At 55.4% G+C, this 26492-nt stretch carries 23 protein-coding genes and 1 tRNA gene; 15 read left to right on the top strand and 9 right to left on the bottom strand.

All coding sequences use genetic code 11. The features are described 5' to 3' along the window. Window positions 1-3 precede the first annotated feature (3 nt). Entirely contained in the window at window positions 4-1539 is a 1536-nt protein-coding gene (locus ACR0I8_RS04440) for a hypothetical protein (RefSeq protein WP_170693455.1), read from the bottom strand. After that, window positions 1523-2500: a glycosyltransferase family 2 protein gene (locus ACR0I8_RS04445; protein WP_170380126.1), complete on the bottom strand. Its 978-nt coding sequence runs from the start codon at window positions 2498-2500 to the stop codon at window positions 1523-1525. The genes ACR0I8_RS04440 and ACR0I8_RS04445 overlap by 17 nt, the downstream gene beginning before the upstream one ends. Before the next feature lie 281 nt (window positions 2501-2781). Between ACR0I8_RS04445 and ACR0I8_RS04450 the strand changes: the two genes are divergently transcribed. The 11 genes from ACR0I8_RS04450 (at window position 2782) to ACR0I8_RS04500 (ending at window position 16713) form a co-directional block, all read left to right on the top strand. Then, complete coding sequence (locus ACR0I8_RS04450; RefSeq protein ID WP_170689482.1) at window positions 2782-3492, top strand: IS6 family transposase; 711 nt, start codon at window positions 2782-2784, stop codon at window positions 3490-3492. A gap of 445 nt (window positions 3493-3937) precedes the next feature. Beyond that, window positions 3938-4014: transfer RNA gene (locus ACR0I8_RS04455), tRNA-Arg, on the top strand. A 123-nt stretch (window positions 4015-4137) separates the two neighbouring features. Further along, window positions 4138-5052: an NUDIX hydrolase gene (locus tag ACR0I8_RS04460; protein WP_480702779.1), complete on the top strand. Its 915-nt coding sequence runs from the start codon at window positions 4138-4140 to the stop codon at window positions 5050-5052. A gap of 77 nt (window positions 5053-5129) precedes the next feature. Then, window positions 5130-6101 carry a quinolinate synthase NadA gene (nadA, locus tag ACR0I8_RS04465; RefSeq protein WP_170689481.1) on the top strand — a complete coding sequence of 324 codons (972 nt, stop codon included), beginning with the start codon at window positions 5130-5132 and terminating at the stop codon, window positions 6099-6101. After that, entirely contained in the window at window positions 6098-7636 is a 1539-nt protein-coding gene (locus ACR0I8_RS04470; RefSeq protein ID WP_170689480.1) for an L-aspartate oxidase, read from the top strand. The genes nadA and ACR0I8_RS04470 overlap by 4 nt, the downstream gene beginning before the upstream one ends. A 3-nt stretch (window positions 7637-7639) precedes the next feature. Continuing rightward, entirely contained in the window at window positions 7640-8509 is an 870-nt protein-coding gene (gene nadC, locus ACR0I8_RS04475) for a carboxylating nicotinate-nucleotide diphosphorylase (RefSeq protein ID WP_480702781.1), read from the top strand. Between the two features lie 994 nt (window positions 8510-9503). Then, complete coding sequence (locus tag ACR0I8_RS04480) at window positions 9504-12128, top strand: Z1 domain-containing protein (RefSeq protein WP_170689479.1); 2625 nt, start codon at window positions 9504-9506, stop codon at window positions 12126-12128. Then, entirely contained in the window at window positions 12118-13116 is a 999-nt protein-coding gene (locus tag ACR0I8_RS04485) for a PD-(D/E)XK motif protein (RefSeq protein WP_170689478.1), read from the top strand. Before ACR0I8_RS04480 ends, ACR0I8_RS04485 begins: the two co-directional genes overlap by 11 nt. Next, the gene (locus tag ACR0I8_RS04490) at window positions 13113-14960 is read left to right on the top strand and encodes a hypothetical protein (RefSeq protein ID WP_170689477.1); all 1848 of its coding nucleotides are present in this window, start codon (window positions 13113-13115) and stop codon (window positions 14958-14960) included. The genes ACR0I8_RS04485 and ACR0I8_RS04490 overlap by 4 nt, the downstream gene beginning before the upstream one ends. Before the next feature lie 62 nt (window positions 14961-15022). After that, window positions 15023-15868, top strand: coding sequence for a hypothetical protein (locus ACR0I8_RS04495; RefSeq protein ID WP_170689476.1), 846 nt, complete (start codon window positions 15023-15025; stop codon window positions 15866-15868). After that, a complete protein-coding gene (locus ACR0I8_RS04500) occupies window positions 15865-16713 on the top strand; it encodes a DUF6339 family protein (protein ID WP_170689475.1) in 849 nt (282 codons plus the stop codon). Before ACR0I8_RS04495 ends, ACR0I8_RS04500 begins: the two co-directional genes overlap by 4 nt. A gap of 436 nt (window positions 16714-17149) precedes the next feature. Here the strand turns inward: ACR0I8_RS04500 and ACR0I8_RS04505 are convergent, their stop codons facing one another. From ACR0I8_RS04505 to ACR0I8_RS04525, 5 genes are read right to left on the bottom strand one after another with little or no spacing between them, the layout of a single operon-like run. Next, complete coding sequence (locus ACR0I8_RS04505) at window positions 17150-17596, bottom strand: SgcJ/EcaC family oxidoreductase (protein ID WP_170689474.1); 447 nt, start codon at window positions 17594-17596, stop codon at window positions 17150-17152. Further along, window positions 17589-18164, bottom strand: a complete 576-nt coding sequence (locus tag ACR0I8_RS04510) for a hemerythrin domain-containing protein (RefSeq protein ID WP_170689473.1) — start codon at window positions 18162-18164, stop codon at window positions 17589-17591. Before ACR0I8_RS04510 ends, ACR0I8_RS04505 begins: the two co-directional genes overlap by 8 nt. Before the next feature lie 2 nt (window positions 18165-18166). Further along, window positions 18167-18784: a glutathione S-transferase family protein gene (locus tag ACR0I8_RS04515; protein WP_480702783.1), complete on the bottom strand. Its 618-nt coding sequence runs from the start codon at window positions 18782-18784 to the stop codon at window positions 18167-18169. A gap of 25 nt (window positions 18785-18809) precedes the next feature. After that, window positions 18810-19646: a hypothetical protein gene (locus ACR0I8_RS04520; RefSeq protein ID WP_170689472.1), complete on the bottom strand. Its 837-nt coding sequence runs from the start codon at window positions 19644-19646 to the stop codon at window positions 18810-18812. A 7-nt stretch (window positions 19647-19653) separates the two neighbouring features. Next, a complete protein-coding gene (locus ACR0I8_RS04525) occupies window positions 19654-20892 on the bottom strand; it encodes a hypothetical protein (RefSeq protein ID WP_170689471.1) in 1239 nt (412 codons plus the stop codon). Window positions 20893-21159: 267 nt separating this feature from the next. Between ACR0I8_RS04525 and ACR0I8_RS04530 the strand changes: the two genes are divergently transcribed. From ACR0I8_RS04530 to ACR0I8_RS04540, 3 genes are all read left to right on the top strand, one after another. After that, window positions 21160-21498: a winged helix-turn-helix transcriptional regulator gene (locus ACR0I8_RS04530; RefSeq protein WP_170689470.1), complete on the top strand. Its 339-nt coding sequence runs from the start codon at window positions 21160-21162 to the stop codon at window positions 21496-21498. A 493-nt stretch (window positions 21499-21991) separates the two neighbouring features. Then, window positions 21992-22624 carry a tyrosine-type recombinase/integrase gene (locus ACR0I8_RS04535; protein ID WP_170689469.1) on the top strand — a complete coding sequence of 211 codons (633 nt, stop codon included), beginning with the start codon at window positions 21992-21994 and terminating at the stop codon, window positions 22622-22624. A 245-nt stretch (window positions 22625-22869) separates the two neighbouring features. Next, entirely contained in the window at window positions 22870-23265 is a 396-nt protein-coding gene (locus tag ACR0I8_RS04540; RefSeq protein ID WP_170689468.1) for a nuclear transport factor 2 family protein, read from the top strand. 88 nt (window positions 23266-23353) lie between these two features. Here the strand turns inward: ACR0I8_RS04540 and ACR0I8_RS04545 are convergent, their stop codons facing one another. Further along, a complete protein-coding gene (locus tag ACR0I8_RS04545) occupies window positions 23354-24271 on the bottom strand; it encodes a LysR family transcriptional regulator (RefSeq protein ID WP_170689467.1) in 918 nt (305 codons plus the stop codon). A 51-nt stretch (window positions 24272-24322) separates the two neighbouring features. On the opposite strand from ACR0I8_RS04545, the gene ACR0I8_RS04550 reads away from it, so the two are divergent. Continuing rightward, window positions 24323-25237 (top strand): NAD(P)-dependent oxidoreductase, encoded by a 915-nt coding sequence (locus tag ACR0I8_RS04550; protein ID WP_480702787.1) that lies wholly within the window; start codon window positions 24323-24325, stop codon window positions 25235-25237. A gap of 201 nt (window positions 25238-25438) precedes the next feature. Here ACR0I8_RS04550 and ACR0I8_RS04555 read toward each other — a convergent pair whose 3' ends face one another. Continuing rightward, window positions 25439-26353, bottom strand: coding sequence for a LysR family transcriptional regulator (locus tag ACR0I8_RS04555; protein ID WP_170689465.1), 915 nt, complete (start codon window positions 26351-26353; stop codon window positions 25439-25441). Window positions 26354-26492: the final 139 nt, after the last annotated feature.

Raw genomic sequence — 26492 nt, forward strand, 5'->3', positions numbered from 1 at the left:
ATCTTATCCCTTCAACTCAGTCGGTGCTCGGCAGATCACGGACATCTGGTTGGACGGCAACCCTGCGCCTTCGGCCAGGTTGGTGCAGTAGCCGTTGCTCCATGGCGCGAAGAAACTACCTTCGATCTCGCGGAACAGGGCGGTGTACGGAAACGACGCCATCGCCGTTACCGTCGTTCCCATCAGCGCCGCTGCAAAGACCAGTCGTTTGAAGATGCCAGGCTGATGACGGTTCGAAAAACCCGGCAAAACGCGAGATATCCCAAGAAAACTTAGGAATGCTACCAGTGGCCACAGATCAAAACGGTATCTCAGCGTGATCGTCCCATAAGAGAGCGTGACCAAAACGCCAACCAACAAACCGGCAGCCAATACCAGATGTTCTGCGCGCCTTAGTTGCACCAAGCCGACAACGGCGAAACTCAACCAAATCGGCCAGAGCCATAGAAGCCCGTAACGCGGACCTTCGACCCTTATATATCCGAGCCTTTCTTGGGTCGCCTTCTGAAAGAGGTTGTAAATCGCCATCGATGGGCGGTGCGTCAGTTCCAGAGCAGGCAGGTCAAACGCATACAATCCTGCATTCGGTGGAATACGCTGAACATTAAATCGGCCATGTTCGGTAAAGGCCTGCGCGCGGGGGGACTCTTGAGGCTCTATCCCCCAGAAGACCGTCCCGTATTGGGTCTCGCTTGCCTCGAACGATCCATGGACTTCGGCAGCGCCGCCGAACCTCAGGGTGTTCAGACCCAGATAAAGCAAACCGCCCGCAGCCAGGATTGCTCCGGCAACCAACGCGGGCAGCAGCATTCGCACACCGTGTTTAATCACGCTCCAACCGCACAGGGCGATCAGAGCCACATACAGTCCAATTGCCAGGTTAGGGCGGGCATGCACCGTGATAGCTGCACACAAAGCCAATACCGAAAACGCCAGCAGAGGATGCAGCTTGTCCTTACTAAAGCGCACCCAAACCGCCACAAAGGCACCCGCCGCGCCATATGCCAGCGCGATAGGTTCGTGATAGAGCGATTGATTGACCACAAGCAGGGTCGCAGGTCCGCAAACCCACAAAGCCGCTGCAAAAAAGACTGCCCAACCCTGCGCATTCCTTTGTACCGGTGTCGCGGTTTGAGCAATCAGATCTTTCAGCGCCACCTGATAACCCAGTGTTCCAAGTGCGGTCCAGAACCAGATCGAAAACCCGGCCATCGGGATCGACTCGAACGGCCAAGCCCAACCGAACAAAAAGCGCAGAAGCAACGGCCCTGCCCCGTGATAAAGATAACCTTGAGCGTCAGGTGTATAATGTCCTTCGAACCGCAAGAGTCGGGGCGGTAAATCAAAATGCCCGTTCAGGATGGCGTGATAATAGCCATCGTAGATAGCGCCCCCGAAAAACGGATCAGGGTACAGACCCTGTGCAAACCAGCACAAAACCGCAAGGTAGGCTGAGCCAACAAGGGCGACTATCGCAAACGGTCTGCTTGTCCAGAATGCCACAAATCCCGTTTGCGAAGCGTTATGCACGATCTGCATGCTCCGCCCTTTGCTCCAACTCCCGAACCCGGCGCAACGTCGCTTCGAGCAGGCGCCGGTTTGTGGCAATCGTTTCCGACAGGATCGCAATAATGATCGTGAAGTACCCCATCACCACAAAGGCACCGCCCAGGACAAGCGACTGAACTTTTCCGTCGCCATCCCCCATCAGATAGAAAAAGACGAACCGCGCGATCGGTATGATCCCGATCAGCAGCAGCACCAGCCCGATTGTGGCAAAGGCTTTTAGCGGGCGGTACATCACGTAACTGCGCAAGATGGTCCCCATCTGGCGCGAGATGAAGGACCGCATGGATTTGAACAGACGCGATGGGCGTTCAACTTGATTGACCTCAACCGGGACCGTCACAACGCTCAGGCCGGTTTGCCCGGCATGGATCAGTGTTTCGGTTGTATAGCTGAATTTGGTCATGACGTTGATATGCAGCGCCGCATAGCGCGAATAGGCGCGAAATCCAGAGACCGCGTCATTGACCTCAAGCCCCGCAAAGCCCGACACAACGCGGCTGCCAACCCGCTGCAATATCCGTTTGACGGGCGAGAATGACTGGTTTTGGCCGGGCTTTCGATCCCCGACAACAACGTCGGCTTTGCCGGCCAGAATGGGTGCAATCAGATCAGGGATGGACGCGCCAGAATATTGGTTGTCACCGTCCGTATTGACGATGATATCGGCCCCCTGAGCCAATGCGTTGTCGATTCCGATCTGGAACGAACGGGCAAGCCCTTTGTTGCCGCGGTTGCGAACAACATGCTCAACACCAAGTTCTTTTGCGATCTCACTGGTGCGATCCGTTGATCCGTCATCAATGACCTGAAGCTCGACCACCCCCACGCTGGAGATTTCGCGTGGGATGTCGCGAATGACGGCCGGTAAGGTCTCTTCTTCGTTCAGACAGGGTACCTGAACCACAAGCTTGGGAAGCGCCTTTAGCGTCATTTTGTTCACTCTACCTGCCCGACACGACATTCTGCGATCGCCTGGCGAGTGTTGTCTATTTTCTCTGAGTTGTCACCATCGGCCCAAAAAGACGAAACCCAACTGCGACCTGATTGCACTGCCGATGACACCAGGGCCTTAGCCAAGCCCACGGAACACAGGTTAAGATAACAAAGAGGGCAGCATATTGATCATTGTATCACAATCGCGCCCAAAACTGTCATGATATTGTAAGGCATTGCCAACTTGTTTGGGCGTTGTGAACGGGTTACCGCTCATGCATGAACATACTGCCCCAAATGCCGCGCCTTAAAGGCATTCGCTTTCCTCGTGAGATCATCGCCTATGCCGTCTGGGCTTACCATCGCTTTGCTCTCAGCACGGCTGATGTTGAAGATCTGCTCGCGGAGCGCGGTGTAATGGTCAGTCGGGAAACGATCAGGAAATGGGTCAATCGCTTTGGTGACCATTTCGCAAACTGCATCTGGCGAGACCGGCCTTCCGCGGCCGATAAATGGCATTTGGACGAAGTGGTCATCCCAATCAATGGTCGGAAATGCTGGCTCTGGCGGGCCGTGGATGCGAAGGGAGATACTCTTGATATCCTCGTCCAACCACGGCGGAATGCTAAGGCAGCCCGGCGCTTCCTGAAACGGTTGATTTCGCAATTTGGCGAACCTCGCGTTGTGATCACGGACAAATTGCGAAGCTATTTCAAGCCGATCCGCGATCTTGCGCCGGGTGCGGATCACCGAGCACACAAAGGGTTGAACAACCGGATCGAAGGATCACACAGGCCAACTCGAAAGCGTGAGAAACTGATGGGTCGGTTCAAGTCCCCGCGTCAGGCCCAAAGGTTCCTCGCCGCTCACGGCCAGATCAACACCGTCTTCCGACCCCGCCGCTATCAACTCTCCACCGCATCATACCGTCATGCCAGAACCGATGCCTTCGACCTCTGGGAAGGTTACACTCTCGAAATGACCGCCTGACTGACGCAAACCAGACCAACCTCTGCCCCGTGCAAACAAGTTGGCAATGCCAAATCCCCCCTTGGCGCTGTCCCATCCCGAAATCGCCAGGTTGTGGCGCCCGAAAAAGAACGGAAAGGCTACTCCAAATGAAATCAAAAAGTGGTTCGTCTACAAAGCGTTGGTGAGTTTGTTCTGAAGACCCTCGGCACTAGTGGGTGAATTCGCCAAATAACTTGACTAAGCCGACCCGAAAACTTGGCTACTGCCCGTTTTGTACCGGGCGTCGTATATTCAAAGGGTAGTATGTTCATTTTTTGCCGCTTGGCGCTAATTTGCGTTTCCTTGCTCGCAAAACCTTGGAATCAAGAGAACATTCTACTATTCAGTAGAGCAAAGGTGGTTTCCTAAGCGATACTTAATCGCAATTGGCAGGGTTTGACTTAACCCTTTGTTTTTATTAAATGGCCCCGTGGCTCAACTGGATAGAGCAGCCCCCTCCTAAGGGGCAGGTTGCAGGTTCAAATCCTGCCGGGGTCGCCACTGCAGATGCCGGAAACACCTTCAATCAACGGTGAAAGCCTCAACTTGAGTTCGGTGTTCGTGCGACGGCATTTTCCTCAAGCAAAGGTTTGAAATCTGGGTTAGAAATCAAACACGATGTCAATGACTGGCATTGCGCACAACACAGGTACCATCTTGCCCAGCGGACTAGCCCCTGCCGAACTGATCGCAATCCTTGTCGCCGTGACCGACAACCAGCCGCGTGTCATGACCTTGCGGGGGGGTGAGGCGCTGCCATCGGGGCCATTCGAGTCTTCTCATCGCAGCCTGCAGAGCAGTTTGCGCGCTTGGATCGAGGCGCAGACCGGCCATCCCGTGGGTTATCTTGAGCAACTCTATACCTTTGCGGACAGGGATCGCGATCCTCGGTCCGGGGATGTTGAAACCTCGCAGCGGATCTCGATCAGCTATCTAGGGCTGGTGCGCGAACAGGATGCAGCCGGAGCAGGGCGCCCGTCCTGGCGCAGCTGGTACCGGTACTTCCCCTGGGAAGACCATCGCGATAGCATCCCCGAAGAAGTGCCGCGTATCACCGCTCGCCTGACGGCTTGGGCCGGGGCGGATCCGCTCAAGGCTCAGCGTGTCGACTATCTGTTCGGTCTGAATGGAAAGACGTGGAACGAGGAACTGGTTCTGCAGCGCTATGAGCTGATGTATGAGGCCGGTCTGGTCGACGTGCCCGAGTTTGGCCTGCCCATGGCGGGCGACAACCGCCGAATCCTTGCAACTGGCATTTCGCGGCTGCGGGCCAAGATCAAGTATTCTCCGGTCGTGTTCGAGCTGATGCCCGAAAGCTTTACCCTGCTTCAATTGCAGCGCACGGTCGAGGCGCTGTCGGGTCTGCACTTGCACAAACCCAATTTCCGCCGCCAGATTGATCAGCAGGAACTTGTTGAAGAAACAGGCGAAATCTCGAGCGGCACCGGCGGCCGCCCGGCGCGTCTATTCCGATATCGACCTGCTATTCTTGAGGCCCGCATGCTGTCGGGCGCCAGGCTGCCTCTGTCCAAATCCTGAGTTGCACTTGACATAATCTCGAATCGAGAATAATCACGGCTCGAATGTACTCGAATCGAGTATAAATGGAGGAGCCAATGAAAGATTTCCGCCTGCCAGAGTTGTACGATCGGGTTAAGCAAGTCATTCCGCCAGCCGAATGGATGCAGTACGAAGAGGATCTGGAAGCTATTCTCGACCTGAAGCAGCAGAAGAATGCGGTCATCCTAGCGCACAATTACCAAACGCCCGAGATCTTTCACGGCGTGGCCGATATCGTAGGCGATAGCCTTGCTCTTGCGCGTGAAGCCGTTGAGGTCGACGCCGATGTCATCGTGCTGGCGGGTGTGCACTTCATGGCCGAAACCGCTAAGCTGCTGAACCCGGAGAAGACCGTGCTGATCCCCGATATGGGGGCAGGATGTTCGCTGGCGGATTCCATCACACCCGAAGATATCGCGCTGTTGCGCGAAGCGCATCCGGGCGTGCCGGTGATCACGTATGTCAACACATCGGCCGCGGTGAAGGCCGCCTCAGATATCTGCTGCACCTCGGGTAACGCGGTGAAAGTGGTGGAATCCCTCGGGGTACCGCGCGTTTTGATGATACCGGATGAGTACCTTGCCAAGAATGTCGCCAAAGAGACCGATGTCGAACTGATCGCCTGGCACGGGCATTGCGAGGTGCATGAGCTGTTCACCCCGGACGACATTCGGGCGATGCGCGAGGCATGGCCGGGTGTCACGGTGCTGGCCCACCCGGAATGTCCGCCCGAGGTCGTGGCCGAGGCGGATTTCTCAGGCTCTACCGCCGTGATGTCGGACTTCGTCGGCGAAAAGAAACCGGCAAGGGTTTGCCTGCTGACCGAATGCTCCATGAGCGACAACGTGGCGTTGAATCACCCCGACGTGGAGTTTGTGCGCCCGTGCAATCTGTGCCCGCATATGAAGCGCATCAGTTTGGGAAATATCCGCGAAGCGCTGGAATTGGGTCGCCACGAAGTCACCGTCGATCCGGCCATCGCCGACGATGCGCGCCGTTCGGTCGAGCGGATGCTGGCCGTGAAATGATCCGGCTTGAGGGGCTCCACGACCGGATCGCCGTCATCGGTGGCGGTATCGCAGGGCTGGTGGCCGCACTGGAACTGGCGCCGCAGCCTGTGGTGCTGATCACCCGCGCCGGGCTTGGGCAGGAATGCTCAAGCGCCTGGGCGCAAGGGGGGATTGCCGCGGCGCTGGGTGCTGATGACGATCCTGCCCGGCATCTGGCTGATACGCTGCGGGCCGGAGATGGGCTGTGTGATGCAACTGTCGCCTCGGGCATCCTGTCAGAGGCCTCGGAGGCGATCGCGGTGCTTGAGCGATACGGCATTCACTTCGACAGGGCGCAGGATGGCACATTGGCCCTGGCGCGCGAGGCCGCGCATTCCCGTCGACGCATTCTGCACGTAGGCGGTGACCGGACTGGGGCCGAGATCATGTCCGCTCTGACCCGCGCGGTGCAGAATTGCCCTTCGATCACCTGCCTGACGGGGGTTGAGGTCCGGCGGTTTCTGACCGCTGAGGGGTGCGTCGCCGGTGTTCATCTGCAAGCGATGGGTCAAGCGACCCTATTGCGGACAGCTCGGGTCATCATGGCGACAGGTGGGTGCGGTGGTCTGTTCTACGCCAGCACCAACCCATCCGGCAATTTCGGGCAAGGGCTGGTGATGGCCGCACGTGCAGGCGCAGCGCTGCGCGATATGGAATTCGTGCAATTTCACCCGACCGCGCTGGTCACCTCCCAAGCACCCTTGGCCCTGATCAGCGAGGCGGTGAGGGGCGAGGGGGCAACTCTGATCGACCAGAATGGCAAGCGCTTCATGGCACATATCGCGGATGCCGAACTGGCCCCGCGCGATGTGGTGGCCCGCGCCGTGCATCACGTCATCGCAGGCGGAGGGCGCGCGTTTCTTGATGCCCGCGCCGCGCTGGGTGCGGGCTTTGCCAAACGTTTCCCCGGTATTCACGCCCTGTGCGCAGCCCAAGGCATCGACCCTGCGCGCGATCCGATTCCAATACGCCCGGCTGCGCACTACCACATGGGTGGCATTGCCGTTGACCAGACCGGCCAGAGTACGTTGCCCGGGTTTTGGGCGATCGGTGAATGTGCGGCGACCGGTTTGCACGGGGCCAATCGCCTTGCCAGCAATTCTCTGCTCGAGGCTGTTGTGATGGCGCGCCGCGCCGCCGGCAATGTTGCCGCCAGCACGATGCGTGCCCGGGCCTTTGTCCCCAACCTCGCTGCGTTGCCTGAGCCCGATCCTTGCGCTGTCCGGCCGATGATGTCGCAGCATCTGGGTGTGATCCGGCACGGAGCCGGACTACGGCACGCGATCTCGAACCTGTTGTCTCATGTTCGGTCATGCGGGCCTGCCTCGGACCCGGCCCTCGCGGCGCTAGCAATCGCGGTTTTCGCCGAAAAGCGCCGGGGCTCCTGCGGCGGGCACTATCGTAGCGACTTCCCTGAACCAAAGACTGATCCGCGATCAAACCTGATGAGACTGACCGAAATCCTGTCGCATGCGGGTTCGGTCGACCAAGAACCCAAGCTGAGGACAGCCTGACCCATGACCGCCATGCCCCTTTCCCCGTTGCCGCGCACGATGCTCGAGCCGATGATCCGCCGCGCTCTGGATGAAGATCTTGGTCTGGCGGGCGATGTCACCTCTGCCGCCGTCATTCCATCAGATCACCGATCCGAGGTTGTGGCCTGCGCCCGTCAACCCGGTTGCATCGCCGGTCTGGACTGTGCCGAACTGGCCTGCGCCTTGGTTGATCCCGCCATTACTATGACTCGCCATGTGAACGACGGAGACTCGGTTTCGAGCGGCACGCCGATCGCTACATTCCGAGGGCCGTCCCGCAGCCTGTTGATCGCTGAGCGGACCGCGCTCAATTTCATGGGCCATCTCTCGGGCATTGCCAGCGCGACCGCTGATCTGGTGCGCCGTGTCGAAGGCACGCATGCCTCGATCGCCTGCACCCGCAAGACAACACCGGGGATGAGAGCGTTGGAAAAATATGCCGTGCGCGCTGGCGGAGGCATGAATCACCGCTATTCCCTAGGCGACGCGGTGCTCATCAAAGACAACCACATCGCCATTGCCGGCGGCGTCGTCCCGGCCCTGACCAGTGCGAAACAAACGGTCGGCCATATGGTCAAGATCGAGATCGAGGTCGATACGCTTGCGCAGTTGGAACAGGTTTTGGAGATCGGTGCCGATGCCGTGCTGCTCGACAACATGACCCCGGCCACATTGCGCGAGGCAGTGGGTATGATTGGTGGGAGAGCCATCGCCGAAGCCTCCGGCGGGATAACACCGGACAGCGTGCGCACGGTGGCCGAAACCGGGGTCGATCTGATTTCAATGGGCTGGATCACCCACAGCGCACCCTGCCTTGATATCGGTCTGGATTTCGTCGCAAGTCACTCCTGAAAATATTGACCGCTGAGAACTGGGCGCTGCGGTCATCGCTGGCCCATAGGGTAAGCATCCCCTAAGTCTGGAATACAAAACATCATAGAGTCGAAAGTTTAGTGAATCTGACGGGACCTAGTCTCGTCTCATCCAGAGAGGGCAGTCATCCTCAGAAGATGCTTACCCGGTAGGTCTACGTATTGGATACATAGATGATACCAGTGATCATCCAATTGCTGAGAAGTTCTTTGCGCTCAGGACTTTGCGGACGCCGCTGATCTTGTCCGCAGCGAGAACGATATTTATCCGGTGGTATAATGGTGATCGAGGTCTTTCGGTACCCGCTGTGTGAAGTACAAGCCCCCTGCTTTCACAAATGAGAAGGGAACGGTTTTGCTCTCCAGAATGTACTACGCCCTTGGTCAGCTCTGGTTAAAGCTGAAAGAAAACAGTATCTTACCTGTTGGGAATGGTGCCGGGGGCGGAATCGGAAAAATGCGGTAAGCATCTAAAATTAAACACGTAAGTCATATCTAATTGCCTTCAATACCCCTTAAAATACCCCCAATGGAATTCTCATATCATTTCAAGTGTTTGATTTATTTATGTGATTCCGCGTTTTGGAATCGCATTGAGCGTCCTGCTGGGTCCAGGCGGGTTCTGTGAGAAACAGCATAAACCATTGTCGAAGTCGAAACTACTGCTGGCAGGAACGAGGGGTCCGACCCGGTTTGCGAGACGAAATCCCAGAGGCTGCGGACCACCCTTTGACGGAAATCAAAGAAGTAATCGACGAGGCTTTCTACAATCGAGAAACTCGGGGCTTCGAGTGCATGCCACCTAAGGTTGACAAAGCTCAAAGGCGGTGATCACGTTCAGTAACGAGCAGTAACGCCAGCGTTACAATTTGGCAGAAAATCGAAAAAAAATGGCCTCGACCACAAAGCCTTTTGCCTGGCGAATGCCCAGCTAGAAGCAAGGAGAGAGCCACAGGTTTTAAGGAGGTATTTCATTGAGTCCGCAGATTGAACAATTTGTCCGCAATATTCGTGAAAAGCTGCCGAACTACAGCAGCCCGGAGCGATGCGCTGAAGTTCTTAGGGAGGATTTTGAACGGATCGCTGGCCCTCTTCAACCTGCAATTAGAGCAGACATAGATGCCGCGTTGCAGATCGTCAAAGCTGCCATTGAGGACGTGGAAATCCTTCGCCGTTCTTCGCTGATCAAGGAGAGGGAGGACTGGTACAAGGGACCCGGTCCCGGCGATCGTCACTGGCCCGCTTTGAATGGCTACCTCCTGAATGAAAAGGGCTGGGCGAAAGACGCAATTGAATCGATTGATGACGCGTCCAGTGAAGTCGTGTCGCTACTTGCAAACCCGGCGCAGGAACAATTCTGCTGCCGTGGCCTTGTAGTTGGCTACGTTCAGTCGGGCAAAACTGCGAACATGACAGGTGTGATCGCGAAGGCAGTTGATGCCGGATACAATCTGATAGTTCTTTTAGGCGGGATGACAAACAAGCTCCGCGCACAGACTCAGCGACGTCTCGAAACCGACATCGTGGAACGACATCGCCATCTATGGCAGCTTTATACGACCGCCGAGGACGATGGCGATTTCATCATGCCTGCGAACAAGTCGTTCACGATGCCAGTTTCCGGCCGTGCGCAGATCGCCGTTATGAAAAAGATCACTTCACGTCTGAATAGTTTCCACAGAACTATTGAACGAACGCCCCCCCAGGTATTGCGAAAGCTCAAGGTCCTGCTGATAGATGACGAGTGCGATCAGGCATCGGTCAATTCGGCACGCGACGATTATGATATGACCAAGATCAACGAGGCTATCCGAAAGATCATCCGCTCTCTTCCTGCTGTATCCTATGTCGGGTACACGGCCACGCCTTTTGCCAATGTCTTCATCGATCCGTTTCCCCACAATCGGGAAGAACTGGACGACCTTTACCCAGAAGATTTCATTACTGCGTTGCCGCGCCCGGAAGGTTACTTCGGAACAAAAGAAGTGTTTGGAACTGACCCGCTGGATGCGGAGAACGAAACGGACGCAGAAGCCGGACAGGACATGATCCGGATAATTCCAGATGAAGAACTAGACCGCCTCCGTCCTGCGAGAGCTGCTGACAAAGAAATTTTCCACCCTGAGGTGACAGAAGACCTTGAAGATGCGCTGCTCTGGTACCTTGCGACCTGTGCGGTCCGCCGAATGCGCGGCAAGAGCAAGTCGCATATGACAATGCTCGTCCACACCTCGCCAAACATTATCCAGCATACCCGAATGGCTGAGAGCATCCGCAACTGGATTTCTGCAAATGAAACCGATCTGACTTCAGGTGTCGGCCCTGCTTCTGAACGCCTCGAAGCCGTGATGCATAAAGAGTTCGAAAAGGTTCCGGACAATGGACGGAATTACCATCGCCCGGACACTTTGAGCGAATTGCTTCCGGAACTTCGGGAAGTTCTTGACGATCTCGAGGTCGCAATTGAAAACGGAGAGAGCGATGAACGTCTCGACTACACGGCTGAACCTAAAACTTATATTGTAGTTGGTGGCGCGGTGCTTGCCCGGGGCCTCACCCTTGAAGGTTTGTGCGTTTCCTTTTTCCTGCGTACGGCTAAACAGTATGACACGCTCCTGCAAATGGGCAGGTGGTTCGGCTACCGTTTTGGATATGACGACCTTCCACGTCTCTGGACCACTCACGATCTTGCCTCCAGCTTCCGGGCCCTCGCACATATCGAAGAGGAAATCCGGGGCGATATTTCTGTCTATCGGGCGAGAAAGACAACGCCTCTCGAATTTGCCGTGAAAGTCAGGTCTGTACCTGGCATGGCCATCACTTCAGCTTCAAAGATGAAACATGCTTACAGAACTAGCATCAGCTATGAAGGCCGTCATGTTCAGACTAACAGATTCAACCACTTGAACGATGACTTAGTAGCAGGGAACTGGAGAGCGGCCTCAAAGCTCCTTGATAGCATTGCGAGCAAAAAATCAGAGGCTGAGACAGCTGGCCATGTTCTCTTTCGAAATGTCCCCTCGAAGGAAGTAAGAAAGTTTCTGTCGAGTTACGATATTTCGGATGCTCACATGGACCTTAAACGCGAACACTTGCTCGGTTTCTTCGACAGCTCGCAATCAAGAATGCCCGAATGGAACGTTGGAGTGGTTGTTCCTGAAGATGGTTACACTTCCCAAAAATTACTCGGAGGTTTGGGCAAAGTTGGTCTGAGCATCCGGTCGAGGTTAAAAGAGCTTACGTCGGAAGGCCATGCGGATATCAAAGCGCTTATGTCTCTACGCGACTTGCTGATTGATGTGGACAATCCACCAAGTTCGGTGAAGGGTTTGAATTGGGACGATGTGAAGCGCATGAGGCCATCTGTGCCCTTGCTTCTCCTGTACCCAATCCAAGCCGAGTCCAGCCCAAAGTCCGGGAAAAGAAACGCACTTGGTGCCGTAGGCGACCTGCTTGGTATCGGCGTGGTGTTTCCGGGAGAGACCGATCGCTCCGGGGACTATTTCCAAGTCATGATCGATGCTCCAACGCCTGAGCAGCTTGACGAAGAAGAAGTAGTTGAGGAGCTCGAGCCGGTGGAGATCATCAATGAACAGTAATCCGGTGGACGTCTGGAACCAGCTGGAGCAGTCGAGGAAAGGCGATGGTGTTGTTGATGTCGTCAGCCGGTCAGCTAAAGTGGAAACAGGATACGGTTCTGCAAGATTTGCACTGGGCCCGCTTGGAGAGCCAAGGTTACTTGTACCCTGCGCTAAGGGAACATCCGGACAGTCGCTGCAGGACGGGCCGAAACTTGCGGTTATGGTAGCGAACTACAATGCCGACACAGGGCAGCAGCTTTTCATAGACGTCCTATGCATCGACATTCGGCTGAATGCTGTTTTTGCGGAACTCTGCAAAGAGATACTCAAAAGGTTGTCCGAAGGCGAAGGACCGGTGACTGCAGTATCAGGCACCATTGGTGATTTTCGTGAGCTACTACTGGCCAACGCCACCGACAGTGTTTCTCGTTCAAAGACCGCTGGTCTTCTGGGTGAACTCTACGCTCTCAGAATGCTAGTTGAACACAGTCCGGAAGCGGCTGCCGCTTGGAAAGGCCCCTATGATCAGCGACACGATTTCCGGCGCGCAAATCACGCAATCGAAGTAAAAACGTCCACCAGATCCGACGCAACGAAGATATCGGTTCACGGTGCAGATCAGTTGCTCGAACCCTTGCACGGGAAACTGGCCTTGTTTCACATCAGAATGGAGATCGCCGATCAGGGCAGGCTGAGCGTTGAAGCGCTGTTTGACGAGCTAGTGCATCGCGGTGTCGATCCCATGATTCTACGAACTGGTCTGGCCGAGATTGGCTGCGCTGATCCGAAAGACTCTGCTTGGAACAGGTACAGGTTTGAGGTTCAGGGGTTCGACGCCTTTGCGGTAGGGAGCGATTTCCCGAGAATTACGTCGAAGGACTTTCCCGGCGATCGGGTTCCGCAGGCGATCTCAAGGCTCACCTATGAGCTGGATTTGTCAGCTGCCGGAGATTTCCGAGCTGACGACGGCTACGTTAATGGATTCATTGAGGAAATGTTCCAATGACATCACTCAGTATCTTCAGCGAACCTTTCGCGCGCACGGGGAACATCTCTGCGGAAGGTTTCCGCAAGCTGCTTGGTCGCCCTGCTCTCGGAGTACTCCAAACAGTGCTCCGTGAAGCCATTCAGAACAGTATGGATGCCGCGAAAAACGGCCGGGGACCGGATATCCGGCTCAGGCTTCGCACACTAACTGAAAGCCAGCATCACGTACTACGAGAGAAAATCTTTGGCTCTCTGCCAGCCAATGACCAGTCTAGCGTGCTAATTTCAGGTCTGCTCTCGGGAAAGAGGCTGCGTGTTTTTGAGATTGCGGATTTCAACACAACTGGCCTCGCCGGTCCTACCCGAGCCGACGCCCCTTCGGACGATTTTGAAGATCCGGACTTTGTGAATTTTATGAGAAACGTCGGAGCAGCACGGGACACACACCATGGTGGAGGAACATACGGCTATGGGAAAACCTCGCTCTACTCGATGAGCGAGGTGTCAACTATACTTGTGGATTCGGAAACAACTTCTGCCGGGCAGCCAGTTCGCAGGCTCATGGGTTGCCATCTTGGCAGTGCATTTGACGCACATGCAGGAACCGGTGACAGGCGACGCTTCACGGGACGCCACTGGTGGGGCATTCCGGACGAAGACGAGGGGGTTGAACCCGCGCAGGAAGCTGCAGCCGTACAATTGGCTGAAGAACTGGGCATGCCATATCGCGAACGCGGGAATACTGGTACGACGGTCATGGTTCTCGATCCGTTTCTGTCGAGCGACGATTTGTCGGTAGTGCAGAAGGAGCTTGTCGAGACGGTCCTCTGGAATTTCTGGCCAAGAATGACAGAGTCTACGCCGGAGAACAGAAGACTGCGCGTTGGAATCGAAATCGAGGGTCAGAGAGTACCCGTTCCGCGGCCAGAGGATTTTCCGCCTCTCGATCTATACGCCGAGGCAATGAGCGACCATCGAACGAAGTCTGAGCATCTAATGGGTATTCGAAGTCAGCGCCCGTCAAAGCACCTAGGGCATCTCTCGATCAGAAAGGGCATGCGGGCGGAAAGATCTGGAAACACGTCAGCGGAAGGCAGCCTTATACCGGAATACAGCAGTCACATAGCACTTATGCGACCGGTTGAACTGGTCGTGCGTTACATCGAGGGCGAAGCATTTCCAGATCGGCGATTTGAATGGGCTGGGGTGTTCATCTGTTCCGACGCGGACGATGTTGAACAGGCATTTGCTAGTGCCGAGCCGCCCGCTCACGACGACTGGGCGCCTCAGAACCTGCCAAAAGGCTATGCCAAAACCTATGTAAATGTCGCCCTGAACAAACTGAATGAGATCGCACGAACATTTGTGACCCCCCGGGGAGAAACGGGATCGGGAGGAGAAAGAGGCCCATCTCTTGCCGGAACAGCAACAATGCTCGGCCGTTTGCTTGATGCAGTCTCAACTCAGGGGCCTGGACGTAAGACCGGTGAAAGAAAAGGAACCTCAAAACGAAGACCGACCGCAATATCTCAGCCCGAGTTTGTCCGATTGTCGCTAGGAGACAACGGTGAACCCAGGGCAGAGTTTGAGGCAACCCTGACAAACGATGGTTCAGATCCTTCTCTATCAGTCGTGGCAGAACCGCACCTTGTGGCTGACGGCGGTGTAACCGGTGCTGAAGACTTGCCGCCAGAATTTGCAGTAACGGCAGCTTCCGTTGAACTGGAAGGAGAAGGTTTGGTCTCGATTGGGGACCGGCTTGAAGTTGGACAAAGAGGCGGTCGCTTACGGATCGCAGTTCAAATGCCCGCAGCCGCTGCTGTAGGTTTGAGGCTTCGATTACAGGGGGGTGCTGGATCATGAAACGTCGGACAGCATTTCCATTTCTCACGCTGCCTTCGGAAGTTGTAACATTTGGAGGATGGATGATCGGCGACCCCGGGCAACCATTGAGTCCTGCAAAGGATACTCTTTCGGCCTGGGACTACGAAAGAGATATCGAGGTTTCCGCGACCCTAGAAGTCGATGTTGCCGAAGCCGCTCTGAGTCTTCAACTTGATCCGGACAAATTGGTCCTCGCGGCCGTTTTTCGAACTGGCACCGGCTCGGGTTCTATGCCGCGCCATTCTCAAATCTGCGCGACAGAAATGATCCGTGCATCAAATTCGTCGGCCACACTTTCTACAAGGCTGGACTCGACGAAGCTTTCAGGTCGGCTAAAGGTTGAAGTCAGCCTCCTCCTGCAGAGCGAAGCAGAAGGGTTGCATGCGTTATCACCGGTCGTACCCGGATCTCGGCTTTGGTCGATAGCTAAGGACGTCCTGATTGAAGACGGAGGAGACTCCCGTTTTCCAATTGAACTAGTGAGCTTCACATCCTGTTTTCCCGGCGCTCCACACGTTCATTCACCTTGGTATGTAGACTGGAAGCCCGGAGTGCTCGATGCGGACTTTGGCGGCGCAGTTCGTTTGTACGTGAACTCCGACATCGAGGATATCGCAGACAGATTTGTCGAAGGCGATGCTCTAACGCTGCAGGCTATGCTATCCGATGTTATGTCCCAGATGGTTGCTTCTGTTGTGGCATTGGAAGAGGCCGAAGATCTTCTCGCTGATTGTGCCGACGGCAGTGTCGGGCAACAGGTCCGCACCTGGATGGATTTGGCTTTTCCGGGGCATCCTGTTTCTACGATAAGATCGATGAACGAACATCTACCCGGAAAATTCAGGGCGGCGCTGCTGTCCGCTTCTGACGTAGGAGAGGTGGCATGACACGAGTATCTTTGCTTCCCCGGCTTAAGAGTGCGGGCGTAGACGTTCTTCTCGAAGAAGCCGGAGCGCATAGCCGGGAAACAAGGCGCGCCTTGAATCTGCTTGATGAAAACTCTGCGCTGGTTTCATTTTCGCCAAGCGGCGGTGCGAAGGATCCGGACGCAGCAGTCCGGATATCCCAGGTCATAAGGGAGGTTGCGGAAAACTGTGGGTTTCCGAACCAATCTTCAATTGAACAACGGGCTGACTTCGACAGAAAAGCAGCAATCGCGTTGGCACAGTGTCCCGAGCTCCAATCAGGCGAAGCCCTAAGAGACGACGTCTGGGCATACATGACCACCGTGCTGGCCCCAGACGTTGTTGCATGGCGTTTTCCGAAACCCGCATCTCATCGTTTTGCAGGGGGTGTTCGAAATACTTTTCAACGGCTTTGGATGCGCGGTCGCGTTCTCGACCGTGGACCCGAAAACCCCGAACGCTGGCACCTTCTGAAGAGTTTAAGCGAAGATGCAATGGTTCAGATTTTCGAACGAGCTTCGTTGTCCACCAATCGACACCTCGCTCAAGCGATTGCTGAAGAATGGGTGCTAACCGCTGAAGAAATTGGACGTGGTCCGATGGAAAGCGTGATGCGGCGAGCGAGCAAACTTGTTCGCTTGAGAAACGAGATAATTGACCTTGCGTTCCTCCACAAATCAAACTTGGCGGCCGAAGTAAAAGCCTGTTTTGAACAGTCAGTACGAGCGCAAACATCACCCGAAACTCCAAATGTGGAGCAGGTTCCATCAGAGCGCAGACCTCGTCGATCGTTGTCCAATCTATTTGGGATGCGTAATTTCGGCTAGTGGAAGCCGGCTCGATTTTTAACGCCATAAGCATTGCGTCGCATGCTGTTGATAGCTGGATACTCACTCTCGCTCACAGAGCGCAGCAATCGGCCCTTTGGAGACCTTCGCCAGCCGGTCAGGATGCCGCGGTGCGGCCCGTCGAACCAGCCATTCGCTGCGACTGCAAAATCAAGCCCTCAGCAAACAGGTAAGGTGCGGACAAACCCGCCCTTTGCTGACGCAGAAAACACTCGCGGGCTCGGCATGGTTCTTGCCGTGAAGCAACATGTACCGCTAGAGCGGCCATTGAATAGCCACTCCGTGGCGCCAAACCACTTAGTTCTGTTCGAAATTGGCGGTACGGCGGACTTCGGGTTATGGACTGGCCACTGTCTGCGATGCTCTTGTTGACCATCATTCGATAACTCTTGAGCAAAGACTGTCAATATTCGCCCTACTTTAGATAGTCTACGGCTCTCATCTCGCCGTCACTGACGACATTGGTTTCTGCACCTGGTACGATGTCGGTATTTTGTGCGGCCAGAACGGCCCAACCGCAGTGCTTTCGCTGCGCGACAAACACCATGATGGCAAAACGGGCATCAAGACGTCGCCCCTGTTTATCAAGCTGTCCTTCCAGTTTCCAACGCGTATGGATGATAGCCAAATCGTCACTGACCAGCCGCACCTTGACACGCCGCGCCGCAATCTCGGTCTTGCGGAAAAACGTCTTCAGCCCATAGCGATGCGCGCGTTCGATGTCATCGCGGTTGTCCCACCAGAGGCCCACGACATTCACGAAATCCGCGTCTTCTACAAATAGGGACGCAAGAGCATGCGCGTCGCGGGCATTCCAGGCTTCGGCAAACAGCCGGGGGATATCTTCGGGCTTCTCAGGCATAGGCACGCAGAACCGCCGGGATCAAGATATCCTCTTCGTCATAGGTGTGCCGGTTCAGTATTTTGTTCAGTACCTTGGCCTGCTCAAGCGCCTTTCCGACCGTGGCTTTTGATGTGCCCTCTCCACTAAGTTTGGCAAAGACCAATTCCGACTGATCCAGCGCCTGGTCTAGGAATATGTGATCGTTTTCCAGAAGATCAATCGCTCGCGACAATTGCGGAAACCGCCCAAGGAAACCTGGCAGGACATTGGCATCCTCAAACCCGTGATGCCCATAAACATGTGCAACCAGATCAATGCCCAGACGGTTCATGCCGGTCAGCCCCATCACCTCCTGAACGCTACCTTCGGGTTCGTCCAGAACGGCCTCCAGCCCCCCGACCAGCCGGGCGCTGGCCTCGGATATTGAGGCGTGCAAGCGTTGCAGATGAGCAGGCCAGCCCAGAAACTGCGGATCATTGTCCCAAGCCGCACGATCTGCGGGAAAGATACCCTCCAAAAGCTCTGTGCTCACCTTGTCGCGTGTTGCGACATGGTATTGGGGGGCATTGTAATCATACTGTGCCACGGCTAACTCAGTCCTTGCGCTTTCATGGCGTTCTGGACGCCAGTGTCTTCCAGCATGGTCTCCATGAACCGCTTCACTGCGGGATATTCCTGCCAGGGCTTTGGCGTGTGCGCCGTCCAACGGGTCATTGCAAAGGCATATGGATCGGCGATCGTCCGTTTGCCCCCAACCACATGCGTGCCGCGTTCCAAAAGCATCTCAAGGTGGTTCATGACCCGGTCAATACGGCCGTAGGCGGCCTCGCGCACATCATTCTGTGCGGCTTCTTCAGTGCTGGCCGTAAACCGTTCCGGCACAAAGAAGGGCCAGAATGCCGGATGGAAATCCCCTGTCAGAAAGGCCAATGCCTCATCCAGTTCAAACTGGCTGATCGGGTCTTTCGCAACACCAAGATCAGCATTGGGGAACTTCGTCTCAATGTATTTCAGGATCGCATCCGCCTGGGTCATGATCCTGTGATCACCATCCTTCAGCGCAGGCACCATGCCAAGCGGGTTGATCTTCAGATAGTCGTCTGATCCCAGTTCGACGCGTTCAGCCTCATAAGATGTACCAGTCCATTCCAGTGCGATATGTGGAGCAAGGGCACAGGTTCCGGGTGCGTAATAGAGTTTCATCATCTTGCTTTCTTTCTTGCGTCAGTTCTCAATTCAGATGCGGGGTGAAGGTCAGGATCTCCACCTCGGAGCTTGGCTCACTAAAGCCGTCTTTTACCACTGGACGGTCAAACAATCCGGTCAGGCGGTTGCCAGCGATGTCTTCGAGCGTTGTATTCACTTCGAGTTGATGTGGTGCCTTGGCCCACGGCTTTTGCGGCGTGAACACCCATTCCCGTTCCTGGTCACCAAGACGCAATGTACCGCGTACAGAACTCCCCTCGGCATCCTTGACCCGAATGCGGTAGGCCAGTGACAGGTGGTCTGTTGGGCCGTCCAGAACCACGCGCAGGGAGTTTTTACTGCCCGCAGCAGGAGTGATGATTTCCCAGGCGGCCAAATCAGGCGCGTCGAAATCAGCGTCAGCAACATCGAAGCTCTTGCTGTAGTCGCTGGCTATGCTGCATCCGTTGCGTGTCTCGGCACTTGCGCGAACCTGTAGAGTATAGCTCTTTCCTGCCTCCAGTGCCCGGCCCAATGTATTATGTGCCACCAAACCGGTTTTGACGCGACCCGGGTCAAACAGCACCGTCAGGCGCCTGTCATCAGGGGACCAGAGGTCGAATTTGTTTTCGATAAACGCACCGGGCACGATTTCCCCGTCCGCATCCAACAGAACGACCGAGTTCCATATCCCCTCTCGTGCCATGGACTCGGAGAAGTAGATATAAAAACGCAGCAGGTTCTCGGGCAGGATGTCCACTGTCGGATACACCTGTTCAACCTTTGCTGTCGGCGAACTGCCGTATTCACAGGCATGTGCAATCCCACTGGCCGATATGAAACCGGCCAGTGCGACGCCCGCAGATACAATCAGGCTTCGCATCTGCATCCTACCTTTGCAGATCAGGATAGCCTGCATCCGCTTTCAGCAGGTTCTGGAATGTGCGGTAGAACTCCTGCTCATCGGAATAGGCGTAATCAGGGAAGTTGTATTCGCTCACAAAGTCATTCAGGCGGAAATAAGCGCCCTTGCGGAACGACACCAGATCAACGTCGCCGGTATCGAGGTTCCGTTTCAGCGTCAGTAGATACTGCTCATCCTGATCATCGGCCTGCAACACGGCGCCCAACGGACGCGCTGTGGTTTCCACACCGGCATCCCCCCACAATACAGGTTGCGACAGGCCTTCGCTTTCCGATGCGGTCGCTAGGTCGGTCACGCGCATCAGGTCGGCGTCGCGTTCCTTGTTGATGACCAGCACATATTCTTCGGGCTGGAACTCATCATTGGGCGCGGTGAAATGCAGCACCTCAAGCGGGGTATTGCCATAGCCAAGCTCAGCGACAGTTTTAGCAATGACGTGGCTGCCATCGACCAGATCAGCCGAAGGGATCGTGACCAATGGCGTACAGGTATAGGCCGCCACAACGGTCTGCGTCCCGTTCAGGTCCACTACGCTCATCGCGCGGATCGGGGCGCGGGTTTCGGTCTGATTGTGAACCGTATGGAACATCTCGATACTGGAAGCGGCGGCGCTGCTGTCAAACGGATACGGCACCTGCCGCAGGGTCGAGGCGAACTCCCCCGTCGATAGCCCCGCCACAAACAGCGAGCCGTCGACATAATCCATATCGGTGACAGTGAAGGTCGAAGCCGGGATGTCACGCCAGAACGTCACGCTATCATCCGGGGTATCGCTCAGCGCGAAGGATGTGCTGTTCAGAGCCGCAAGGTCGAGTGGAACAATGGTCCCATCCTGATCGACCCGGATGACCATTGGGGATTTCTCAACGCCTGCGCGGATCGAAAGGGAAATGTAGGTTTCCTTCGAGACCTGGTTCACGGCAATATCGTGATAGCTGATCGCAAAGGGGTTCACCCCCAACTGCTCGACGATCTGCGCGCCGAGCCCGATGAGGTTATAGCCGCGAGATTCTGTGGCTGGAACGGCATCCGGCAGCGTATATGCGTAAATCTTTGCACCATCGGAATCTGCAACGAACAAGGTGTTGGCATCCGCAAACTCAAGAACGGTGGTGGATTGTGGGTTGTCAGATGCGGCTGCACCGGTTGCAAGCGCAAGAGAAAGCGCGCCTGTGGCGAGTGGGATAATGAAGTTCGGTTTCATGGGGCCTCCTGTCTGGTTCGGCGGGGTGCAGTGGTAGAAGGCCTTTTCTGTCATCTGGAATTTTCAGATTTCCCGGATCAGATCGGGCCGCTTCATTGACTGTCGTAACAACATGACATCTACCTACGATTGATGTTAGTAGGAACCAAATGGATACCAAGGGGAAATTCTGTGCAAATAAGCGTAGGCATCTGTTGCAAAATGTGGAGCAAGGTTTTGCCATGCTTTCTTCCAAAGCTGTGATGCGTATCATAATTGAGGTCCGGAATGGCAAATGATGCAAAGCAGAACATGACCGATCACCATTGCCCAGCCGAGGTCGCGATTGAGATCATAGGTGGCAAATGGAAATGCCAGATACTCCACACGCTGCAATCGGGAACCAAACGGTATGGCGAATTGCGCCGCGAAATGCCCGATGTTACGCAACGCGTCCTGACGCGAAAGCTTCGTGAGTTGGAAGACCATGGGGTCATCCACCGCAAAGTCTATGCGGAGGTGCCGCCAAAAACCGAATACTCTCTCACAAAAAAAGGGAAGTCTCTGGACGCCGTTCTACGTGAGCTGGAACGTTGGTCGCAGCAGTGGACAATTGAAGGAAATTAAGAGCTGGACATTCAATTTCTGTGACGTGCTTGGGTTGAAAGGCCCGCGTTCTTCCTATTTTTCAACGCTCTAAGTCGTCGAAATTTCGGCTCGAACGATTTGATTTCTATCAGCTCACAGCGGCCCGCTGAAAAAGCAGCGTTTCCCAAAGACAGGCAATGGGATACCGGCCCTCAAACAAACGGTAAAAAGAAGATGTCGGCGCAGTGCCGATCTCTGGGGATGCGGGTAGGATCCATTCTGCCAACGTGTGGATTGCCCGGTCTAATTTCACTGCATTGCGTACCAATGGCTGGTCTATCTGTCACCTCGCAGCGCTAGGAACTTCGCAGATGCAGCAATAATCATGCTGTGAGCGTGCGTGTGTCATTGAGGCGAACTTACAGGTTGGGCTCCTTCCGGACCTCAGAGGCTGCGCAGCAATCCGTGATATGGTGCCTCGTCAACGTCGGGTTGTCGTTTTGGGAGGGCATGGCGGATCGGAGGATCAGTCATGGAAACACCAAACCTACCAGCCATTCGCGCACTTCGCCCCGCATGGAACAAGGGCCGCATCGTGGGTCAGAAACGACCGCTGAAGCCAAAGCATGTCTGGGCGATCCGTGTTCGACTTGAATTGGCCGAGAACCACCGCGACCTAGCGCTGTTCAATATGGCGATCGACAGCAAGCTGCGGGGGTGCGATCTCGTGAAGATGAAAGTCGTCGATGTGATGGCATCTGGTCAAATCAAGGAACGTGCCTCGGTACTGCAAAGCAAAACGCAGAAACCTGTTCGCTTTGAGGTTTCCGAAGGTACGCGAGCTTCCGTTGAGAAATGGATGGAGGATGAGCTAATGGTCGGGTCAGAATATTTGTGGCCAGGTCGCTTCCATGAGCGACTGCACATCTCAACCCGCCAATATGCGCGGATCGTCCGCGAGTGGGTCACTTCGATCGGTCTCGAAGCGAGTGCTTACGGTACTCATTCAATGCGAAGAACAAAGGTCACCCAGATCTACAAAAAGACGGGCAACCTTCGGGCAGTGCAACTACTTCTCGGACACACAAAGATGGACAGTACAGTCCGGTACCTAGGTGTTGAACTAGAGGATGCTCTGGCCATCGCTGAAGCCATTGAAATTTAACTTCGCAGGGCCGTCTTCGTCGACGGCCCACAGCCGACATTAGATATCTCTAAGAGTTCACCCATCGGCTTTCCGAGAACTGTCGTTCGTATAAAACGCCGCAATTTCAACAAGCGGATGGCCGTGAGGCGAACAAGCCTGCCGTCGTTGAGAAGCGATGTTAAGCAAACTTGATTGCTTTGAGAGGTCCGATTAACGTTTCTGCAACCATATATTTTCGCGACTTTTAGGACATGCAGATATAGATGACACCTGATGTGCAAACCGCCCGCCGCATGGCACAAGATCACTGCGCTGCTTGGACAAACCGGGCGTCAGGCGATGTCGCGGGAAGATATGCTGAACATACATTAATGATAATGAACGGTGGCGAGCCAATGAAGAGCCGGACCGAGATTGGCGACATGGCGGCGGGATTTATGGCTGACTTCCCAGACCTCGTTCTTAACCTAGACACGGTTCTCGTCGCCGATCACCACATGGTCTATGCGTGGACTTTCGAAGGCCATCATAAAGAAACCGGTAACCACGTTCGTTTCTCGGGCTGGGAAGAATGGGACCTAGACGACAACCTGAAGGTCACCAAATCGCTCGGTTGGTATGATGGCGCGGATTATGAACGCCAAGTTGCGGGAACATGACCATATCCGGCACCAATTTACGCACTGTTCGCACAGTCATGTACGGCAAGTCAGACCTAATTTGACTCTAGTCGGTGCTCTTAATTGCCTACAGCAAGTGAGAAGGCGTCCATCGGAAAAGGCTTTTCTCATATTCGGTAATTGATTTCGAGAGCCACTGCATGAACAGCTTTGCCGCCGGTCGAACCGGGCCGGGCAAAGTGACAAGGTAGTAGCCGATCTGAGGTATTGGATCGTCGAACAGCGCCACAAGTTGTCCCGACTTCAACTCGTCAGAAACAAAAGCCGGGACCGTCGCCCCGATACCATCACCGCGACGGATGCCATCCAGCAGCATATTGCCCGGCACGCGGACAACTCTCCGGTCGGCGTCAGTCGCAACTCCGACCTTTTCTAACCACAGGTCAAACTCGACTGACGCTTGCTCCTGAAGAAGCGTGAAATCTAGCAATTCTAAGGGATTCGTGAGCACCCGGTTTCCGATTAGTTCGCGGGACGCGACGACCGTTAGACAGCCTGGCAGCAGTATCTGCGAGACAAGCCCTTGCCAGCGACCCGTTCCGTATCGGATGGCCATATCAACCCCGCCCGGCTTGAGATCGACAGCCTGGATCGTTGAATCGATCCTCAATTCGATATTGGGGAATTCGTTAATAAATGTCGACAGACGCGGCATGAGGAACGCGCTTGAAAACATCGGAGTCGCACTGACCACCAACGGTCGAACCGACTCTGCACTCGACATGCTCTCGGTCAAGGAGGCCATTTCAGCGAAGGCTTTAAGCAGGCCAGCCGACAGGAATTCGCCTTGCGATGTCAGAGAAATGCCGTGTCGGGTACGTGTGATAAGCCGAGTGCCGAGATGTTGTTCGAGCCCGCGGATTTGCTGGCTGACTGCGGAATGGGTCACGTTCAGCGCCTCTGCCGCCCGGGTCAGATTTCGAAACTCGGCAGCAGCGGCGAAGGCTCTGAGAGATGTCAAAGAGGGAAGCGCGCGCCAATCCATAAGTAAGATCATCTAACAATACATAAAAATTTACAACTATGTGATCCTCCGGTGCCGCCGCATGCTGGTGCATTAATTCATTGGCGACCACACGAGGCAAACATTATGGAAATTGCTGTTTTGGGACTGGGCAATATGGGCTCAGCACTAGCGCATTGCTTTCACAAGGCAGGCCACGATGTCAGCGTTTGGAACCGCACGTCGGCAAAGGCAGTGGTTTTTGCCGAGGCTGGAGCCACGATCTGCTCTTCACCGAATGATGCCATTGCGGTGTCTGATTTTGTCATCATCTGTGTCAAGAGCCACAGAGAGACTATTGAACTGGTCAACGGGCTAAGCGTCTCGCTCGAGGGAAAGACCATCTGTGACATGAGCACGGGCGATACCTCGGATGCCGATAGACTGGTCGCTATCCTTCAGGGAAAAGGGGCTGGCTACATGCTGGGCATGATCAATGCCTACCCTTCCGGCATTGGTGGTGACGAAACCACAATCCTTACGGTGGGCAGTGCCGGAACTTGGGGCCGCTATGGCAATATCATCAGAGAATTGGGTGGAAAGTCCGCCCATGTTGGAGAGAAACCAGCGGCACTTGCCGCGCTCTTTGCCGGCCTCTTCACGGTTCGGCAGGGGTTCATGTTCGGAATGATCTACGGTGCACTTGTCTGCCAGAAAGCGGGCATCCCGATGCAGGTTTATGTCGACCAACTCCCTGCTACAATCAAATTGGTCAATGACTACCATGACCTCTTTACCAGAACTGTTCCGGTTGAGGATTACGACAGTGCGGAAGCCTCCCTGAAGGTTTACGCGATGGCGCAAGAGGACGCGTTGAAGACCTATCACTCACTTAAGGCGCCCGCTGAATTCATCCAGTTGATGCACGACCGCACCAAAACGGCTTGGGACGATGGCTACGGCGACAGACAGCTGACCGCACTGGTCCAGCATATGACGGATGCCTGATGCAAAAATGCTCCGGCCCAAAGCTGCCCTCTATAGCGACAGACGTCGCTGCGATGCAGCTTCTACAAAGCGGACGTTGATCAACTGCGCAGCATTTCCAACATTAGCGTACACTCATCGGACAAAACGAACTCTTGCAACCGCAGCTTCAATTGTTGCCACGCGACCTCACTTGCTCCGGGATCGGCGCATTTACACATGTCAATCGCCGCCACTTCGGCGCTTCGCAACGTCTGACAGACCCCGGGCCAGCAGGTCGAATACGATCCGGATACGGCGGCTGGTCTGTAACTCCCGATGGGTGACCAGCCAGATTGGAAACTCAAGCGAAGGGAAATCCGGCAAGACCTTCTCTATGCCAGGTTCAGCCTCGCCCAACGTTTCGGGCTGCATAGAGACGCCGTAGCCCGCTTTCACCAATTCCCATGCGACGACACCGCTCTCGCTCGACATCACGAAGCTCTCTGCACGAACGGGCACGCCCATGTTGTGCAGTGGGGCCATTAGCCGCTCGGGGTCGGCATTGCCGACGAAATCGAGTGCGGCCACATCGCGCGGTGTCCGTGGGCGGCTTGCACGATCGAGATAGTCGGTCGCGGCATAGAGAGTGGCGCGAAAGTCGCCCAAGTGCCGTGCGATCAGGTCCGGCTGATCTGGGCGGACGTGGCGTATCGCGATGTCCGCCTCGCGCTGCGTCAAATTCTGCATCTCACTCGACGCGAGAATGCGGACGCGGATGCCCGGCGCCATCTGTCTCAACGGCTTGAGCACGCCCGGCAGGATCGCTGCTGACAAGAGGTCCGTTCCCGTGACCGTGACCTCTCCGGTGACATCCTGAGATTTACCGTCGGCCACCATCGAGATGAGCGTCGCAGCCTCGCCCATCGTGCGCATGTGATCAATCAGGTCGCGCCCTGCTTCCGTCAAGGTAAGACCACGGACGCTGCGTTCTACCAACGTGACGCCAAGTGCCTCCTCCAACGCACCGATCTGCCGCCCTATCGTCGGCTGCGTTGTCTTCAGCACGCGCGCCGCACCGCTGAACGAGCCTTCCTCCGCTGTCGCGAGGAAGGCGCGTACCTGGTTCCAATCGAAGGAAACGGCCTGCCAGTTCATTCATGAGCGTATAGCAGGTGGACGAATTTAAGCAATCGACCTTTTATGAGCGCATGGATGATACCGGATGCGAAACGAGATCGGCCCGGTCTCTGCAATCGAAAGCGACACAATGCATTCCGCAGTTTCTTACGACTGG

This window comes from Ruegeria sp. BG9, from assembly GCF_056538305.1.